The following is an 18,793-nucleotide window of genomic DNA, read 5'->3' on the forward strand; positions in this document are numbered from 1 at the left end:
CTCATTATTTCGTTAAGCTTTTTTGCTGATTAATTGATGAATTCATTAACTCTAAAAAAGTTAAGCTTTATCACCTGCCTCATTATTAGCATCGCCTTTATCCACTTCGATCGACATGCCCACCTCATTGGCCAGCTCTGCAAAGCCTGGGAAGCTAGTATTGACGGTCTCTACCCCTTCGATGACGATCTGCTCTGAGGCGCGCAGACTTGCGACCGCAAAGCTCATCGCGATACGATGATCATGATGCGAGGTAATATGACCGCCCGAAAAAACCGGCTCATCATTATGAGTCTGACTGCCAATGACCTTTGTTGGCTGATTGTGAGTACCTTGACCTTCAATAATCAGACCATCTTCGGTCACCGTACAATCGATACCTAAGGTTTGTAAGCCATCTGCCATTACCGCAATACGATCAGACTCTTTGACGCGTAGCTCTTTAGCCCCGGTAAGCGTCGTACGCCCTTTTGCGCAGGCCGCGGCAATAAACAGTACAGGGAACTCATCAATAGCTAGCGGCACTAGCGACTCTGGAATCTTGATACCGACTAAGTTTGATGAGCGAATAGTAATATCAGCAACCGGCTCTTCGCCAACGTAAGTCTTATTCGTTAGGGTAATATCTGCTTGCATCAGCTTAAGGATATCGATGACACCGGTACGCGTCGGGTTAATGCCTACTTGGGTTAAGGTCAGCTCGCTGCCTTGGCTGATGGCTGCGGCCACCATAAAAAACGCCGCTGAGGAGATATCGGCAGGTACGGCTATATCACCAGCAGTCAGCTTACCACCGCCCTCAACGCTAATGCGATTACCCTCGACGCTCACCTCATAACCAAAGGCGGAGAGCATGCGTTCGGTATGATCACGGCTGACCTCTGGCTGAGTCACGCTCGTGGTACCCTCAGCCCAAAGACCGGCTAATAATAAGCAGGATTTGATCTGTGCTGAAGCCACCGGCATATCATAATCGATGCCTTGTAGCGGTTTGCCGACTTTTTCGCGACCGGTGATGCTAAGTGGCGAGGTGCCACTAGTGCCAGTGCTTTGAATGACTGCGCCCATCTCACGTAGCGGTGCAGCGATACGCTCCATCGGGCGCTTATTAAGGCTAGTATCGCCGGTCAATACACTATCAAACTCTTGCGCCGCTAAGATACCTGCCAGCAGGCGCATGCTAGTACCTGAGTTACCCATATAGATAGGGGTTTTGCTAGGTTTTAGCCCATGCATACCGACGCCATGAATGGTCAGCTTACCGTTATCTGGCCCTTCAATGGTGACTCCCATGTCTCTAAAGGCTTGCAAAGTCGCTAAAGCGTCCTCTCCTTCCAAAAACCCTGTCACGTGCGTGACGCCCTCGGCAAGACTCCCGAACATGATGCTACGATGCGAGATTGACTTATCACCGGGGATAGTAATGGTGCCGTTAATAGCGTTATTGGTATTAGGGGAGATAATATAAGAAGCTGACATAGCAGAGGTATCCGTATAAGGGGTGCTGGCTAGCATATGACCAAAATGTCGCCGCGCGGCTTGCGCTCGGCCCAAAAGTCCCATTAGGGCGGTTGAATCTTTATCAATGATAAGCTGACGTATATTTTGTAGATAATCGCTGTATTCATCCAGCGCATCAATTATCGCGCTTTGATTGGCAAAAAATATATCATGCCACATCTTTGGGTCGCTGGCAGCAATACGGGTAAAGTCCCGAAAGCCGCCAGCAGCATAGCGAAACATGTTTAGATTATCATCATGACTGGCCAGCTGATCAACTAGATTATAAGCAAGCAGATGCGGCAAATGACTAGTGTGCGCGAGCACTGAGTCATGATGCTGAGCCTCCATCGATATCACGCTTGCCCCTACTGACTCCCAAAGTGCTCGGACCTTACGAAGGGCTCTATCTTCTGTGCTAGCAAGCGGACAAATAATAACCCTATGATTGATAAATAAATCACTGCGGCGCGCATGATAGCCTGAATTCTCGCCGCCAGCAATGGGATGGGCCGGCACTAATCCGTTAGGCAGACCATTAGTAATGCCATTAGGCAAATCTGTAAAGACCTGTTTGGCGGCGGCAATGATATTGACTTTAGTACTACAAACATCGGTGATAATACAGTCATTACTGATTTGACCATTTTGCATGGCGGCTTTGATGTCAGTAAATACCGCTTCTGCCGCCTGCACGGGAATAGCAATAACGATCAAATCAGAGCCGCTGACAACTTGGCTAAGCGCGTCAGCACCTGCATCTAGCAAGCCTTGTTCAATAGCGGCTTCGATACTGGGCTGATGTCTATCGACAGCAACCAAGCGTTTGCTTAGGCTATTATTTTTTATCGCTTGCGCCAGACTGGCACCAATGAGCCCAAGCCCTATGATGCAGACTTGCTCAAATAGCGGCTTAGAAGTTAAAGGATTTTTATAATTTGAAGGGCTCATTTATTTCTTATTATTTTATCTAAAATTTTACGATTAATGCTCATTCACTATAAAAGTTATTAGCCTTAAATAGCAATAACATTTATTCAGCGTTTAAGATTGACTTTAGCGTATCAATCAAGCGCGTATTTTCTTCTGCTACGCCTACAGTGACTCGCAGCCAATCCTCTAAGCCATAGCCTATTAGCGGGCGTACAATCACCCCCTGCTCTAATAACGCCTGATTGATAACAGCCGCCTCTTCTATCTGTACCATGATAAAGTTGGCGGATGATTTGATAAACGCCAGTCCTAACGCGTCAAACTGCTTCTCTAACCAGCGCATCTGTCCGGCATTGGTTTGGCGCACCTCGCTAATAAAGCTTTGATCCGCTAGCGCTGCCGCCGCTGCTGCTAGTCCGACGCGGCTAACATTAAACGGCTGGCGAATACGATTAAGTAGATCTGCTACCGCAGGCGAGCTTAGCGCGTAGCCCACCCGTAACCCCGCTAGACCATAAGCTTTGGAGAAGGTGCGCACGATGACTACATTATCAAACTCATCTAAGAGCGCTCGATTATTGCTCTCAGGGCTGTACTCGATATAGGCTTCGTCTAATACCACTAGTACTGAGCTTGGCACACTAGCGACAAAATCATATAGCTCGGCGCTCTGTAATAAAGTGCCGGTTGGATTATTGGGATTGGCAATAAACACTATCTTGGTATTGGCATTATCTGCAACCGCTTGGCGCATTGCTTTTAGATCGTGGCCAAAGCGCTGGGCGGGCACTTCAATACCCGTCGCGCCTTGCATCTTCGCTAACATTGAATACACCACAAAGCCATATTGGCTATAAACAATAGCATCCTTACTACCGACAAAGCTGCGCGCCAAGATATCGAGTAAGTCATTGGAGCCATTACCCAAAGTAATACAGTCGATGCTTATATTGGTAAAGTCAGACAAGGCTTGCTTAAGATAATAGCCATTGCCATCAGGATATCGCGCCAACTCCCCTAGCTGCTCGGTAATGGCCAAAGTGACTTTGGGCGAGCAGCCCATAGGGTTCTCATTACTCGCCAGCTTCACCACATCAAACACCCCGTATTCACGGGTCAACTCTTCGACAGGCTTGCCCGTCTGATAAGGGGCTAGCTCTAATATACTATCGTAGGCTGGCGTCAATGCATTAAGACTTTTAGCTTGAGAAGCTTTAGAGGATGGCATGATTTATCCTTATCAGAGAAGTAAATTTATTTAAATCTAAACCGTAATTTTTTAACTTAAAGCACCGCTTTTGGGTAAGACCCCAAAATACGCACATCTTTGACCAATGGACGAATATCAGCAATAGCGGCACTGACATTAGGGCTATCAATATGGCCATCCATATCAATAAAGAACACGTAAGCCCACTTATTTGGACGCTCAGGGCGAGTTTCAATACTAGTCATAGAAACGCCATGATACGATAATGGCTTGAGAATTTCGATCAAGGCTCCGGCTTTATCATGAGCAGAGACTACAATCGAGGTCTTATCTTGGCCTGATGGCGCGATAGCCTCGTGACCGATAATCAGGAAACGGGTAGTATTGCTAGGATTGTCTTCGATGTTTGAGTAGAGCTTATGCAAGTCGTATTCAGCCACGGCCACGTCGCCTGCGATAGCCGCTGAGTGCCATTCATTCTTCAAGCGACGAGCGGCCTCGCCATTGCTTGAGACAGCCACACGCTCGACGTTAGGATAATTGACATCGAGCCAATGACGACACTGAGCTAGTGACTGCTGATGCGAATAAATACGGCTAATACTATCGACTTTGGTATGCTCAGCCACCAAGAAGTTTTGATGAATGGGCAGCTCAACCTCGCCGATGATCTTTAGCGATGACGATAAAAAACCATCCAAAGTATGGTTGACCACGCCCTCAGAAGAGTTCTCTACTGGCACCACGCCATACATCGCCGTACCTGCTTCGACTTCTCGAAACACATCGGTAATCGTCGTCAGTGGCACAGTGTCAGCGGCTTTACCGAAGTGTTTGAGCGCAGCAGCATGAGTAAAAGTACCGACTGGGCCTAAAAAAGCAATACGCTGCGGCGCTTCTAAATCCAAGCAAACCGACATAATCTCACGAAACAGCCGCGCCATTTTTTCATCGCTTATAGGCCCTTCGTTACGTGCCATAACCGCTTTTAGTACTTGTGCTTCACGCTCAGGACGATAAAAAATAGGATTGCTATCAGAGGAATTGCCACTATCAGCGACATGCTGTTTTTTGACTACCGCCACTTGTTGAGCCAGCTTAGCGCGATTATTAATTAGCGTATGAATCTGCGTATCAATGCTATCAATATCTTGACGCAATTGATTCAACCTCTCTTTATCGTTAGAGTTGTCGCTAATATCAGGGTTTGCTGATTTTGAATCTTGTCGTTTTTGCTCTGCTGATTGCTCACTCATACCCTTTATCCTTTTTTAGCGCTATGAACTTTTTATTAAAAATGGTTATATTGAACAACTATTATTCTGCTCTGCTATTATCTTTTATAGCTAATACTAAATACAATTAGCAAAAATAACTAGCCACTAGCTGACCGCCCCTACTATAACAAAAACTCCTGACAGTGCCCATGCATAAATGGCTGAAATAAATTAAATAGCCTTATATCTTTTAGTTATCCCGCTATAATAGGGTTATGCCAGCAATAAAGGCCACTAGCGGTAAATCTGTAAGCAAATCTATGTTAAAGTCTAAATCAAGCTAATCGCTGTCTAAAAACAGCCCAACAACTTCACCGATAGTTATTATCACCCCAAAAACCACTAGTCATAAAAATCACTATTGCCAAAATTAGTATAGTTATAAGGATATTTGATGAGCGCATTACAACAGCTTCGCACCATGACCACTATAGTCGCTGATACCGGCGATTTGGCCGCTATTGAGCGCCTAAAACCTATCGATGCCACTACCAATCCCAGCCTGATTACCAAGGCGTTGATCCATCCTGATAATCAATCGATGCTAGCGGAAACCATGAGCCAACATCAGGGTAATGTAGATGCGGTCATCGACGCGCTAACTATTCAGATCGGTTGTGATATTTTACAGCTGATTGAGGGGCGGGTATCGACTGAGGTTGATGCCCGCTTATCTTATGATACTGGGGCGACTATTGACAAGGCTTTAGAGTTTATTGAAGCTTATCAAAAGGCGGGGGTGGATTCGGAGCGTGTACTGATTAAGATGGCAGCCACTTGGCAAGGAATTGAAGCTGCGCGTTATCTAGAAACCCAAAACATTCATTGTAATTTGACCCTGCTGTTTGGTCAGCATCAAGCCATTGCTTGTGCTGATGCTGGTGTTACCTTGATATCGCCTTTTGTAGGGCGCATCTTAGATTGGCAAAAACGTCAACAAAACCGCCAAAACGTGCCAGCTACCGATGATATGGGCGTACAATCGGTTAAACTCATTTATCAGTATTACAAACAAAACGGTTATAAAACTCAGGTCATGGGCGCAAGCTTTCGCTCAACCGAACAGATATTAGCTTTGGCAGGTTGTGATTTATTGACTATTGCCCCCAATCTGATTGATGAATTGGCAGCAATGGATACAAAGGTAACGCGCCAGCTCTCGCCGACTTTATCTATGGATTTGCAAACTATGAGCAAAGTCAGCTTGACGCAAGAGCAGTTCAGCGCCGCCTACCAGCAAGACAAAGTCACCCAAGACTTATTGCCAAAAGGTATCGATGGCTTTATCAGTGCGCGTGATGAGTTAGCGCAGGCTTTGGCCGCCATGCGTTAGTTGAAAATATTTTTATGTGGCGTATTATAATATAAGAGCCACTTATCTAATACAAAAGGGATTTTTAGTGAGGGGCTTTTAGTATTAGCCAAAATCCCTATCTTCTGTTACCTCTCTTTGACTAAAAAAAGGATCATTAATGTTAAAGTCTAGAACCTCAAAAAAGCCGAAACAAGAAAATTTTATTAGTATTGTGCATAGTAAGCGCTTAAAGCCCCTAAAAAAACAGCCTGCTGTACAATGTATAGAGGCGGTAGAATCCATAAATAAAGCTTATTTGGCACAGTTAGCGGGATCTGATGAGTATATCTCCATTGCTTTTTGCTACAAAAACTATAATGAGGATAGCAATCCACGCTTAAGTGAGAATGAAAGCTGCGCGGTTATCAGCGTTGCCAAAGCCAAAGAGCTGTTGCGCACTGAAGTGTTGGCAGAAGAAGCGCTTAGCGCGGTCAGTATTATCTTATTTAGCGCCGTCTCGCAGACTTTTGGCGGCTTTTTGACTGACGGCGAAACCAATAAGCGCTATGTGCTCTCAAAAGGGACAGAATACGCAGGCTTATCCTCCCTACCTTTGGACTTGTAATACCATAAGGCACAAAATATAAAATGCTAAAATTTAGGATATAAAGCTTTATTACTCAGCCTTATCGCCAAGAAAAGCGCTCAAAATAGAGCGCTTTTTTGTATTTGCAGCTAGAGTGATAGCGGTTTAGGCTTTTAAAACGGTATAAACCGGCACTGGAAACTCGCCATGTAAATCCACTAAATCTAATAACACCAAAGCGCCTACCACCGTATGTTCAGCCGATTTACATAGCTCATAGGCGGTGGTCAAAGTACCGCCTGTGGCTAAGATATCATCGACCAACAGTACGCGCTCAGGAGGCAAATTATTTTGCATCTCCAAAGTATCTTTACCATACTCCAGCGCATAAGCTTTATTGGCTACGGGCGGTGGCAGCTTACCAGGTTTACGAAGCAAAATCATACCTTTACCTAGGCGACCTGCTAGCAGGCTTGCAAACACAAAGCCGCGCGCCTCAACCGCTCCTAAGCAGTCTACATCGTCTATTAGCCCTGCCGGTAAGGCGGCTAGCAAGGCATCGATAACCTCATCGACATGACTACGCAGTAACGGCGTAATATCATAAAAATCGATACCGGCTTTAGGAAAATTAGGGACAGTACGTATGATTTGCCAAAACGGATGGTCAGTATTCAAAGTGTTAGCGGTATCAGATAAAGGGCAAGCTGATGGTGTCGCTTTGGTGGCGCTCATAATAATCCTTAACGGGTTGCGTCTATAGCAATAGTAACTATCATCAAAAAAGCACTTCTTATAAAAAGTATTGACCTCTTATAAAAGTGACTAATAATCGGGCGCTATAATAACACAATCGCTATTATGGTGGCGGTTGCTGCTTAAAATGACGAGTGCTTCACGATTAAACGTAGCGATATACTCTTGATAAAGGCATACTTGTCTCAATATACAAGTGTAAACTTAAACTAGCGAGCATGCGATATATGCTACACTACGCGCGTTTTTTCTTGATAATACCATCTTAGTAATGATGATAATATTGGCAATAATAGATAGGATTAAATATGAAACGTTATGAATGTATCGTCTGTGGCTGGATCTATGATGAAGAGCTTGGCTGCCCTGAAGAAGGCATCGCTCCTGGCACCCGCTGGGAAGATGTGCCTGATGACTGGATTTGTCCTGAATGCGGCGTAGGTAAGCTCGACTTTGAGATGGCAGAGTTTTAGGCCTAGTAGGCTCTAAACTGAGACTCTCTAAATAGGAAACCGTATGACGACTTCAAAATCTTCTAACCCTGATACTGATATTAGTACTAATCATATCGATGCAAACCATAACCATGCTGATAATACTAATGCTGATGTAGCTAAAAAAACTATCAACTACCCTACGGCTGAATGGCAAAAATTCGGTGAACACAACTGGTCACCCTCAGATCTTAGTAAGGATCTTTTTCAGGCGATGATCGATATTGGTGATGGTATTGAGCTGTGCGTAGAAGCGGGCGGCAATCCTAACCATCCGCCGCTACTGATGATAATGGGTTTAGGCTCACAGATGATTTTTTGGCCTAACAGCTTTATCAAAAGGCTCATTGAAGCAGGCTTTTTTGTCATTCGTTTTGATAATAGGGATATCGGTCTCTCCTCCAAGGTGCAGATTGAAGGTCTGCCGCGAGTTAATCAGCTAAAGATGATGTTCCGTCTGCAAACCGGCTTGTCAAATAAAGGCGAACAGGTGGCTTATAAACTTACCGATATGGCAGAGGATACGGTGCGTTTGATCAAAGCCTTGCGTCTAGGTAGCACCCATTTGATCGGCGCTTCTATGGGCGGGATGATCGCGCAAATCGTCGCCGCTCGCTATCCAAGCTTAGTCAAGCGTATGGCATTGATGTTTACTACTACCAATCGTCCTTTTTTAAAGCCGCCAAAACCTAAGCAGCTCTATACCCTTATCAATCGTCCAGAGAGTCACTCTGAGCGTGACATTGTCCGTCATAGTGTCTGGTTTATTAAGACCGTTGGCACGCCTGGGCACATTGATATTCGTGCGGTGCGTGAAGTGGCAGAGCTGCGTTATCAGCGTAGCTTTCATCCGTTAGGCACCTTGCAGCAGCTCAATGCTATCTTGGCATCTGGCTCTATCGCCCGCTTTAGCAAAAAAGTCAAAGCACCAACCATTGTCATGCATGGTAGCGAGGACGGCCTACTGCCAGCCTCTCAAGGTAAGGTGGTTGCCAAGACTATTCCTAATGCCAAGTTTCATCTGATCGAAGGTATGGGTCACGATATTCCGGCTTATTATCAGCCTTATATGGTCGATTTGATTCGCAATCATCTTTTGGGATAATAGTGTTTTTAGTGGTTAAACTAACGCATACAAAAAAGCGCTGCATAACTTGATTATGCAGCGCTTTTATTTTCTAAAGAGTTATCTTTTTAACGTCAAACATCGTGCATCACTCACAGCTGACGCTGCTGCCTTGGGTATCGATACACATTTTGGCTCCATTCTCTAAACTACCTACCCAGGCTTTGCCTTGATTAAACACAAAAGAGGAGACTCCTTGATAGAGACCACTGCTTGCTACGCTAGCATTATCAAAACTAAAAGGAATCACCAGCTCGCCGCCTAAGGTAATAAAGCCCCATTTACCATCAATGAGCACGCCAGCTAAACCCTCAGAAAAGGGGCGCACCTCATCAAAAGCGTAAGTAATCATAGTGACATTACGATCATCAACAAAGCCCCATTTACCATCACGCTTATCGGCTTGCAAAGTCGTAAATGCTGCACCTGCTAAGGACTGCTCATCCGATTTGGCTGCTAAAGCGGCGCTGTTATTGACAGCTTTATTAGCGTTATTAGTGGCTTTATTAGCTGTACTCGGCTCAGCGATAGCGTTGCCTTTTTTATCAAACCAGCTAACAGAATTGCCTTTACTAACCCGTGCCCTACCAGCTTTATAATCCTCGATAGTCGTTATAGAAGAGGAGAACGGTACAATGGTCTTATTATCCGTACTGATAACCCCATAGCTGCCCCCTCTTTTAACTACTATACGCCCATCAATGGCGGCTCGCGCCCAACCAGAGGCTTCATTTAGCCTATCATAAAGAATAGGCACGACTTCTCGGCCTTGCATATCGATATAACCGACTTTGCTATTGCGCTGTACTGGCATCAGCCCGCCTGCAATCTTATTAGCATCCACCTGCTGATAGCGCAGTAGATCAACCACTTTTTTGCCTTGTTGGTCAATTAAAGCCACTGGCGCGCCAAAATCTTTAGTCGCCAAAAAGTAAGCTTTGCTCGAGGTGCAAGTAACATGCTTATAATAGCTCTTAGGTACTTTACAGCTTGCTGCTTGTACAGTAGCGGCCATCAACATCGAGCTGACCACAACTATGCCTATTAGCAACAGCCGCTTGAGAGCAGAATAGCTAGAGGAAGGCGTTTTAGCTAAAATTAGCTGACCTACGGGTGAGTCATTTGATAAAAAAATAGAGTTTAAGCTAAAAACAAGCATAGGCAATTTGGATATCGGTAGTTTTGGGAGGGATGGACGGCATATTATAGACTGGCAAATGTACAAATAGCGAGTATAGCCATTTAGCTTTATGGCTAAAAGGTTTAGACTGGTACTTTTTTTAATATTTAACCGCTTTTAAAGCTCTATCTTGTAAGCAGTTATTTAAGCTTGTTTATTGATAAGTCAAAGAGATAATTTATGGCTAATACCTCTACTCGTACCGCTACCATTGGCTTAGTCATAGGCTGTATCATTTTTGGTTTAGGAAGCCTGATTGTCGCGCATGTCGATATCGGCGGCTGGGCTATGTCTTTTTGGCGACTGGCTATCTCCGGTATTATCTTCACCTTTTTGGCTAAAGTGGCCGGTCAGCGTCTACCTAGCTCCAAACGGGCTATCGTTTATGGCCTGTTGTCGGGAGTGTTTTTAGGCTTAGATTTAGCGCTTTGGCATGAGAGTATCTACGCTGTCGGCCCTGGTATCTCAACGCTACTCAATAGCTTGCAGATTTTCTTTTTGGCGGCGATTGGCTTTTTGTACTTTAGTGAGCGCCAGTCAATTTTGCAGCTGATTAGCTTATGCTTAGCGATGCTAGGGGTGGCGATGATAGGTAGTCCTGAGTTTGCCCAAAACTCTGCCGCAACCTGGGGCTTTGTCACCGGTATCGTCTCAGGCGGCATGCTCGCAGCGTCGATGACCTTTATTCGTAAGACCCATGACACGGAGCCGACGCCTATTTTTGTGCTCATGCAGCTGGTCAGTATCGGCGGCGTATTGGCTATGATAGTGCCGATGCTTATACTAGATAAAGGTCATATCCTGCCTAGCAGCTGGTCAGAGATTGTCTGGATATTGATTTATGGTGCGGTGATGCAGTGCTTGGCTTGGGGCCTGATTGCCTACTCTATTCCTAAGCTCTCCTTGGCTTTGACCGGTCTGTTATTATTGACCGAACCGGTTGCCGCTTTAGTGATTGATTATACTTGGCTTGATAAGCCTATTAATACTTTGCAATGGATGGGCGCTATTTTGACTATGCTAGCGATATATTTGGGCTCTTTAAAGCCAAAACCGCGAGCACTGCGCCGTTATCGGTTTTTTGCACGCTTTTATAAAAATAAATACTAGAGCAAACCAAACATAAAAGAGGCGAGCTATCAGATATAGCTCGCTCTTTTTTTATGCTAACACTCTATAAAACCTTAGCTAATATTACTAGGGCGTGTATTCAATTGGATAAGCCCTAAATAATAGTTACAATACCGCATCTATTGAGACGATGCGAGAAATACAAGTTATGGCAAGAAAAGCATTAACAGATACGCTTTGGGATCAATTGCAATCGACGATGATAAAGTACGGCTGCTATCAAACTCAAAACAGCCGAGAGATCATGGAAGCCATACTGTGGAAACTACGCCTTGGCGTGACATACCTGAAGAATTATGTTCGTGGAAAACAGCCTATAGTCGTTTCAACCGCTGGTCGAAAACTGGCTTATGGGCGGATTTTTTTTTGGCTTTGAGCAGAAGTTGATACGGAATGGGTATTCACAGACGGAAGCTATGTTCGCTGTCATCAGCATGCAAGTGGAGCTCGGCGTGGTGAAGAGCGAGCAATTGGACAAAGCCGTGGCGGAGCAACTACAAAGATACACCTATCCTGTGATGCCGATGGATATCCGCTCCATTTTAAAATCACTGGGGGTGAAGTCCACGACAGTCAAGTTGCAGGTGAATTGATTGAAATGATTGGGCAGGCAGATTACTTTATCGCTGATAAAGGCTATGACTCAGAGTCTATCAGAGACAAAGCTCGAAGCCATAATATGATACCTGTCGTTCCTAAAAGGAAAAATGCCAAACAGCCTAATCCAGAGTTTGATAGCTATTTGTACAAACTGCGTCATCTTGTTGAAAATATGTTTGCAAGGCTTAAACACTTTCGTAGTATCGCCACTCGCTATGAGAAGTTAGCGCGTAATTTTAAGTCAATGCTTTATCTGGCGTGTACTATCGTTCATTGTAAGATGAATTGAAGACACGCCCTAGTCTTTTTGACGATTAAATAAGGCATTAAGGACAATAGCGGTCAAAGTAGCCGTACCGATACCGCCTAGATCAAAACCGCCTAGATGCAAACTAAAATTACCCGTCCCCATAATGACGGTAACAGCTGCGATAATTAAGTTGCTATTCTTACTAAAATCAACTTTACTATCTATCCAAATCTTCGCGCCAGCAATAGCAATTAGACCGAAGACCACGATGGATGCGCCGCCCAATAAAGCGACTGGAATCGTTTGGATAATCGCGCCAAATTTTGGCGAGAGTCCTAATAGCACCGCTACTATCCCCGCAATCACAAAGATGGTGGTGCTATAGACTTTAGTGACGGCCATCACGCCGATATTCTCAGCGTAAGTTGTGACCCCAGTACCGCCAAAACCTGCTGAAAAAGTGGTAGCTAAACCATCAGCAAAAAAGGCGCGTCCCATATAAGGGGTGACTCGCGCTTTGGTCATGCCCTCTACCGCTTTAAAATGGCCTAAATTTTCGGCAACCAAAATAAAGGCTACAGGCGCAATAAGGACAATAGCGCTCATCTCAAAACGCGGCGTGTGGATGCTCGGTAAACCAAACCAAGCAGCGGCCTCGACACTACTAAAATCAATAGCAACCCCGTAGCCCATGATATTGCTGACGATATAATAAACGATATAAGACAATATCAAACCGACCAACAACAATAAGCGGCGCAGCATACCACGGGTAAATACCGCGACTGCGCTTATAAGTAGTACGGTAAAGGCGGCCATCCAAGCATCGAACTGATTGGCAGAGACGCCCTGAATGGTCACCGGCGCTAAATTTAGACCGATAATCATCACAATAGCACCAGTAACAATAGGCGGCATCAAGCGCTCTATCCAGCCAGTACCGGTCTTCATCACTAACAGCCCTACCAAGGCGTAGATGATACCGCAAGCCATAATACCGCCTAAAGCCACATCTAAGCTGGCATTAAAACCAGTACCGGCATAAGCGGTCACCGCAATAACTGGGCCGATAAAGGCAAAGCTAGAACCTAGATAACTTGGCATACGTCCGCCGGTAATTATGAAGAACATAATCGTGCAGATACCCGACATTAAAATAGCTAAATTGGGATCAAAGCCCATCAATAATGGCGCTAGTACCGTCGCACCAAACATAGCAAAAGTATGTTGAATACCTAATAAAATGCTCTTTGATGGTGGTAAGTATTCATTAATACCAACCGGATTACGATCCAAATCCCCGGTAAAAGGTCGCCATGTAGGAAACCACTTACCGTTATCAAAGTCTGGGTTATGAGGCAGACTGATAGCGTCGATGCCCGCAGACTCTAAGGCGTTCAGCTTAGGTGGAGTGGATGAAGAGTGCTCTGATGACGGTGACATGCGTGATTCCTGTTTGGTCTAAACGGTGTGGTTATATAGTACTGGCTGTATTTTGCTAGATATGTTCTACTAAATTTGTACTAAAGCCCCATAATCAGCTAAAATTATCATTTACAGAATGTTACATAGGTATATTCGCTCAGCATCATAACGGAATTTTACGGCAAAAAAAAGCCAATCTTCTTTTGTTCTAAAGACTCACCTGTCTATAAATTGACTTAGGCGACTTATGTAAGTGCATACAAAATTGGAGCTACCCATCAGTAGTGTCCAAAGCTCACTCATTCAACTTTAGGTTCAATTAAAGCTCTCAATTCTAGATTTAAACGATTATTTTTTACTTTTATGATGATAAGGTTATAGCGCCAAGCTGACCACTGATATCATCATTTATCTTAACTATGGATGGTCTTATTATGATTAGTGTTTTTGATTTATTCAAAATTGGTATTGGCCCTTCAAGCTCACATACCGTTGGTCCGATGGTAGCCGCTAACTTATTTTTGCGCTCATTACGTAAGCACACTGAGCTAAGCGCTGTTAAAGCGATAGAGATTGAGCTCTTTGGTTCACTTGCCGCCACTGGTAAAGGTCATGCCACTGATACCGCTATCTTATTAGGCTTATTAGGTCATGCGCCTAGCACGATAGATACCCGCCTAACTAGCCAGTATCTGCTACCTATATTCTCAGATAAGCGCCTTAATATCGCAGGCGAGCACAGCGTTGATTTTAATACTGAATACGATATTCATTGGTATAGCGATACGGTACTACCCTATCATCCTAATGCGATGACAATTAGCGCGTGCTTAGCCGATGAGGTGATTTATCGTCAAACTTACTATTCAGTAGGCGGCGGCTTTGTGATTAATGAAGAAGACGCTACCAACCCTGATGATGATCACGCTGCGCCAACTATTGATGCTATCCCCTATCCGTTTAATAGTGCTGATGAGCTGCTTGAGCGTTGCCAAAAAAACGGCTTAAGTATCAGCGAGTTGGTATTGGCGAACGAATGTCATTACCGTGATAAAGCAGAGGTTTTTGCCTACTTAGATGCTATTTGGGACTCGATGCAAGACTGCGTGACGCGTGGCTGTCAAAGTAGCGGCATATTACCTGGAGGCTTAGATGTCAAACGCCGTGCTCAAGCTCTCTACTTGCAGCTATGCGCTGAAAAAGATCGGCCAATTGCCAAAACAGATAAGCTTGCGGCAATGGACTGGATAGACTTGTATGCTTTAGCGGTCAATGAGGAGAACGCTAATGGCGGTAATGTGGTCACCGCACCAACCAATGGCGCGGCGGGTATTATCCCAGCCGTCATGCATTATTATCGTGATTTTTTAGCGGACTATAGTATAGACGGCGCGCGCAAGTTTTTATTAAATGCCACGGCTATTGGTAGCTTAATTAAAGAAAATGCTTCGATCTCAGGCGCGGAGGTCGGCTGTCAAGGAGAAGTGGGCTCCGCTTGCGCAATGGCGGCATCGGCTTTGGCAGAGATAATCGGTGGCGACCCTGCTAAATGCCTAAATGCCGCTGAGATTGGTATTGAGCATAACTTAGGTTTGACCTGCGATCCTATCGGCGGCCTCGTTCAAGTGCCTTGTATCGAGCGTAATGCTATGGGCGCGGTAAAAGCTGTCAACGCTGCCCGTCTTGCCTGCCGCGGTGATGGACAGCATTTTGTCTCCTTTGATAAAGTGGTCGAAACCATGAAACAAACGGGCGCTGATATGCTTGATAGCTATAAAGAGACCTCCCGCGGCGGTCTAGCCGTCATTGCCGACAATCGCATTCCTACCGCCAGCCAAGGCGTCAGCGTAAAATACAGTCAGTGTTAAGGTTTATAACAACTTTAATACCTTTGTTAAAAGCTTAATGACAAAACCAAAAAAAGCCTCTAATAAATTAGAGGCTCTCTTATAAGCTAAAGTAGTATTATTTATTTAACCACACTATTCAGCATTTTTTGAGATGACTTTATTCAAATACCATACTGGCTTAACCATACCTGAAGCTTCATCAGCAACGGCTTCTTGACGCAAATCTAGCACATAGCGATAGCCTGGCTCATAAGTAAAGCCTTGGATATTACCATTGAGTGTATTGAAGTTCTTCTGATAAGTTTGACGATATTGGATGCACTCTGACTGAATCATTGTGCCGTTAGAAGCCATCACATCACAAACCGCTTTACGCGGTGCTAGCTCCACCTCAAAGCTTGAGATATTAACGACTTTGACGTCTTGAGCTTGGCCTTCGACGACCATAGTGCGTTTGTCATCAAGATTCATCGTAGAACAACCTGCCAAGGCAAAAGTGGTTACTAAAGCTGCTATTGCTAATTTTTTCATAATTAAATCCTCAATTAATAACGGTAAAACATTAATATTTTTAGGAAACTAATCATCAAGCTTATAGCTTGATCGGTTATGGTTTCTAAATACTAACTGGGTTGACTATAGTTTTTTTAAATCAAAATAATTATAGAGCGGATAGGCGCTTTAGCACTATGACTGCTTTGTAACTTAACGTCAAGCTTTGCAACTTTTGTCAACCGCCTAGCCAATCAAATTAACAGCCAGTTGAGTTAACAGGTAGTTGAGTTAACTACGGTAATCGGCATTTATCTTGACGTAATCATAGGATAGATCACAAGTATAAACCGTATCACTAGCTGAGCCACGAGCAAGATCAATATGAATAGTAATCTCAGGACGACTCATAACTTCCTTGCCTGCCGCCTCGGTATAATCCGCTGCTACACCGCCGTTTTGGCAGATCATCACCTCATCCAAGTACACATCGATTTGTTCAGTATCCAAATCAGGTACACCAGCATAACCGACTGCGGCAAGTATGCGTCCCCAGTTGGCATCGCTGGCAAAAAACGCCGTCTTAACTAGCGGTGAGTGCGCTACAACGTAGGCCACATCGCAGCATTCTTCAGTGTTAAGGCCGCCGCTAACTTTGACGGTCATAAACTTAGTTGCCCCTTCGCCATCACGGACGATCAATTGCGCTAAGCGCACGAATACTTGGGTTAGAGCAGTCAATAGCGGCTGATAATGAGGATGCTCGGTGCTATCGATAATCTCCGAGCTAGCTTTGCCCGTTGCGATTAACGTACAGCAATCATTGGTTGAGGTGTCACCATCAACGGTAATACGGTTAAAGGACTTCTCATTGATAGCCACTAGCATCTCTTGCAATAAATCAGCGCTAATATTGGCATCAGTGGCCACAAACCCAAGCATGGTTGCCATATTCGGGCGTATCATGCCTGAGCCTTTGGATATCCCAGTAATATGATAGCTAGTAGCCTGTTGATGTTGGTTAGCACTATCAATCTCTACTTTTTGGCTAGCTAATTTAGGCAGAGTATCGGTTGTGCGAATACCATTGGCAGCCGCTAACCAATTATCAGCACTCAGCTGCGCCAAAGCGTTCTCTAAACCATTGATGATTGCGGCGCTATTTAACGGCTCACCAATCACTCCGGTAGAAAAAGGCAATACTGTGTTGGCATCGACCTGAGCCTTATCTGCTAGAGCGGCGCAAATATCGCTAGCACGGCGTATACCATCGCTACCCGTTCCAGCATTAGCGTTACCGGTGTTGATGACTAAGTAGCGCGGACTGGCCTTGGCAAAGTGCTCGCGCAATACTCGTACTGGCGCGGCACAAAAGGCGTTTTTGGTCGTGACAATCGCGGTTGTCGCCTCTGCTGCAATCTCAATCACGACTAGATCATCGCGATCTTTATAGCGTACACCAGCCGCTGTTGCGCTAAGAGTGATGCCATCGATTGCATATATTGTCTCTGGTATTGCTGTATTTCCAACCGCCATAATAGCTCCTTTATTTACTTTGATTTATTGACTTATTTATTTTTAACTGATTATCTTTATCAAAACTTTTGTTAATTCTACTGACTTAATTTTAGTGCTTTAATTTTAATGCTCTGAGTCTATTCACTTAATTTAAAAGCCGACCAAATAGGCGTATGATCGGATGGTTTTTCCATTGCGCGTAGCTCATAGCTAATGCCTGCATCGACACAGTGCTCTACCAAGTCTGGCGTACATAAGATATGGTCAATACGCAGGCCGCGCTTAGGATCGTCATTAAAACCGCGACTACGGTAGTCAAACCAGCTATAAAACTCTTCACTATCTGGATAATGCAAACGATAAGTATCGGTCAAGTCACGTGACATAAGATCGGCATACCATTCACGCTCCTCAGGTAAAAAAGAGGTTTTTCTATTTTTCAGCCAGCGTTTGGCATTGGCTTCACCAATTCCGACATCGATATCCTCTGGCGCGATATTCATATCACCCATTACTACTAGCGTGCGACCCTCTGCTATTAATCCATCAATATAAGTCATCAAATCGGCATAATAAGCTCTTTTCATCGGGTATTTTGTCGGATGATCTTGACTCTCGCCCTGCGGAAAATAGCCATTGAGCACATCAATCTCACGATCTGCCAAAAGGTAGCGGGCATGTATAAAGCGCTTTTGTGCCTCATCATCCTCACCCGGAAAGCCTTTTTGTACAAAGATAGGAGCGACTTTTGAGAGCAGCGCAACGCCATAATGAGCTTTTTGACCGAAATATTCGACGTGATAGCCTAGAGATTCGACCTGTTTTAGCGGAAACTGCTCATCATGAACTTTGGTCTCTTGTAGGCCCATGACATCGGGATCAATAATATCACGCACCGCCTCTAACTGATGCTGACGAGCACGTATACCATTGATATTAAAACTTACGAAACGATACATACACTATCCTGTTAATAGATTGAATCAACCTGACGACTTTATAAATACAAAATCATACTTTTTATTAAGAGGGTAATAATAACAGAGTTACCGCGCTCTAGCTGTTGCTCGATGCCAATTCTTACGCTAAAGTGTCAAGCTTAACCTTCATCATTCATGGCCGTTAGTAGGACTAAAGCATAAAGAGATTTTATAAACAACTCACTATAAAA

At 44.6% G+C, this 18,793-nt stretch carries 15 protein-coding genes and 1 pseudogene; 7 read left to right on the top strand and 9 right to left on the bottom strand.

The features are described 5' to 3' along the window. Positions 1–60 precede the first annotated feature (60 nt). The 3 genes from M0N77_RS05685 to pheA all read right to left on the bottom strand — a co-directional run bounded on the left by M0N77_RS05685 (position 61) and on the right by pheA (position 4,899). Entirely contained in the window at positions 61–2,451 is a 2,391-nt protein-coding gene (locus M0N77_RS05685) for a bifunctional prephenate dehydrogenase/3-phosphoshikimate 1-carboxyvinyltransferase (protein ID WP_353104280.1), read from the bottom strand. Between the two features lie 82 nt (positions 2,452–2,533). Further along, complete coding sequence (hisC, locus tag M0N77_RS05690; RefSeq protein WP_353104281.1) at positions 2,534–3,661, bottom strand: histidinol-phosphate transaminase; 1,128 nt, start codon at positions 3,659–3,661, stop codon at positions 2,534–2,536. A gap of 56 nt (positions 3,662–3,717) precedes the next feature. Beyond that, a complete protein-coding gene (pheA, locus tag M0N77_RS05695) occupies positions 3,718–4,899 on the bottom strand; it encodes a prephenate dehydratase (RefSeq protein ID WP_353104282.1) in 1,182 nt (393 codons plus the stop codon). A gap of 415 nt (positions 4,900–5,314) precedes the next feature. Here pheA and M0N77_RS05700 point away from each other — a divergent pair, with 415 nt between their 5' ends. Further along, positions 5,315–6,253 carry a transaldolase gene (locus M0N77_RS05700; RefSeq protein ID WP_353104283.1) on the top strand — a complete coding sequence of 313 codons (939 nt, stop codon included), beginning with the start codon at positions 5,315–5,317 and terminating at the stop codon, positions 6,251–6,253. Positions 6,254–6,392: 139 nt separating this feature from the next. Beyond that, a complete protein-coding gene (locus M0N77_RS05705) occupies positions 6,393–6,839 on the top strand; it encodes a hypothetical protein (protein WP_353104284.1) in 447 nt (148 codons plus the stop codon). Between the two features lie 126 nt (positions 6,840–6,965). On the opposite strand, the gene M0N77_RS05710 is transcribed toward M0N77_RS05705, so the two are convergent. Further along, the gene (locus M0N77_RS05710) at positions 6,966–7,535 is read right to left on the bottom strand and encodes an adenine phosphoribosyltransferase (protein WP_353104285.1); all 570 of its coding nucleotides are present in this window, start codon (positions 7,533–7,535) and stop codon (positions 6,966–6,968) included. 329 nt (positions 7,536–7,864) lie between these two features. Between M0N77_RS05710 and M0N77_RS05715 the strand changes: the two genes are divergently transcribed. Together M0N77_RS05715 and M0N77_RS05720 are read left to right on the top strand one after the other, a co-directional pair. Continuing rightward, positions 7,865–8,029, top strand: coding sequence for a rubredoxin (locus M0N77_RS05715; RefSeq protein WP_025646921.1), 165 nt, complete (start codon positions 7,865–7,867; stop codon positions 8,027–8,029). A gap of 235 nt (positions 8,030–8,264) precedes the next feature. Beyond that, entirely contained in the window at positions 8,265–9,155 is an 891-nt protein-coding gene (locus M0N77_RS05720; RefSeq protein WP_353105581.1) for an alpha/beta hydrolase, read from the top strand. A 109-nt stretch (positions 9,156–9,264) separates the two neighbouring features. Here the strand turns inward: M0N77_RS05720 and M0N77_RS05725 are convergent, their stop codons facing one another. Further along, a complete protein-coding gene (locus tag M0N77_RS05725) occupies positions 9,265–10,209 on the bottom strand; it encodes a WG repeat-containing protein (RefSeq protein WP_353104286.1) in 945 nt (314 codons plus the stop codon). A 327-nt stretch (positions 10,210–10,536) separates the two neighbouring features. Between M0N77_RS05725 and M0N77_RS05730 the strand changes: the two genes are divergently transcribed. Next, positions 10,537–11,466 (top strand): DMT family transporter, encoded by a 930-nt coding sequence (locus M0N77_RS05730; protein ID WP_353104287.1) that lies wholly within the window; start codon positions 10,537–10,539, stop codon positions 11,464–11,466. A 169-nt stretch (positions 11,467–11,635) separates the two neighbouring features. Then, positions 11,636–12,376, top strand: a pseudogene (locus M0N77_RS05735) (IS5 family transposase). A 9-nt stretch (positions 12,377–12,385) separates the two neighbouring features. Here the strand turns inward: M0N77_RS05735 and M0N77_RS05740 are convergent. Then, positions 12,386–13,780 carry a solute carrier family 23 protein gene (locus M0N77_RS05740; RefSeq protein ID WP_353104288.1) on the bottom strand — a complete coding sequence of 465 codons (1,395 nt, stop codon included), beginning with the start codon at positions 13,778–13,780 and terminating at the stop codon, positions 12,386–12,388. Positions 13,781–14,196: 416 nt separating this feature from the next. Between M0N77_RS05740 and M0N77_RS05745 the strand changes: the two genes are divergently transcribed. After that, positions 14,197–15,630 (top strand): L-serine ammonia-lyase, encoded by a 1,434-nt coding sequence (locus M0N77_RS05745; protein ID WP_353104289.1) that lies wholly within the window; start codon positions 14,197–14,199, stop codon positions 15,628–15,630. A 114-nt stretch (positions 15,631–15,744) separates the two neighbouring features. Here M0N77_RS05745 and M0N77_RS05750 read toward each other — a convergent pair whose 3' ends face one another. The 3 genes from M0N77_RS05750 to xthA form a co-directional block, all read right to left on the bottom strand. After that, positions 15,745–16,143 carry a DUF4377 domain-containing protein gene (locus M0N77_RS05750; protein ID WP_353104290.1) on the bottom strand — a complete coding sequence of 133 codons (399 nt, stop codon included), beginning with the start codon at positions 16,141–16,143 and terminating at the stop codon, positions 15,745–15,747. Positions 16,144–16,395: 252 nt separating this feature from the next. Next, positions 16,396–17,640, bottom strand: a complete 1,245-nt coding sequence (gene argJ / locus M0N77_RS05755) for a bifunctional glutamate N-acetyltransferase/amino-acid acetyltransferase ArgJ (RefSeq protein WP_353104291.1) — start codon at positions 17,638–17,640, stop codon at positions 16,396–16,398. A 119-nt stretch (positions 17,641–17,759) separates the two neighbouring features. Next, positions 17,760–18,581 (bottom strand): exodeoxyribonuclease III, encoded by an 822-nt coding sequence (gene xthA, locus M0N77_RS05760; protein ID WP_353104292.1) that lies wholly within the window; start codon positions 18,579–18,581, stop codon positions 17,760–17,762. Positions 18,582–18,793 lie beyond the last annotated feature (212 nt).

It is taken from the genome of Psychrobacter sp. AH5, from assembly GCF_040371085.1.
Taxonomy (GTDB): Bacteria; Pseudomonadota; Gammaproteobacteria; order Pseudomonadales; family Moraxellaceae; genus Psychrobacter.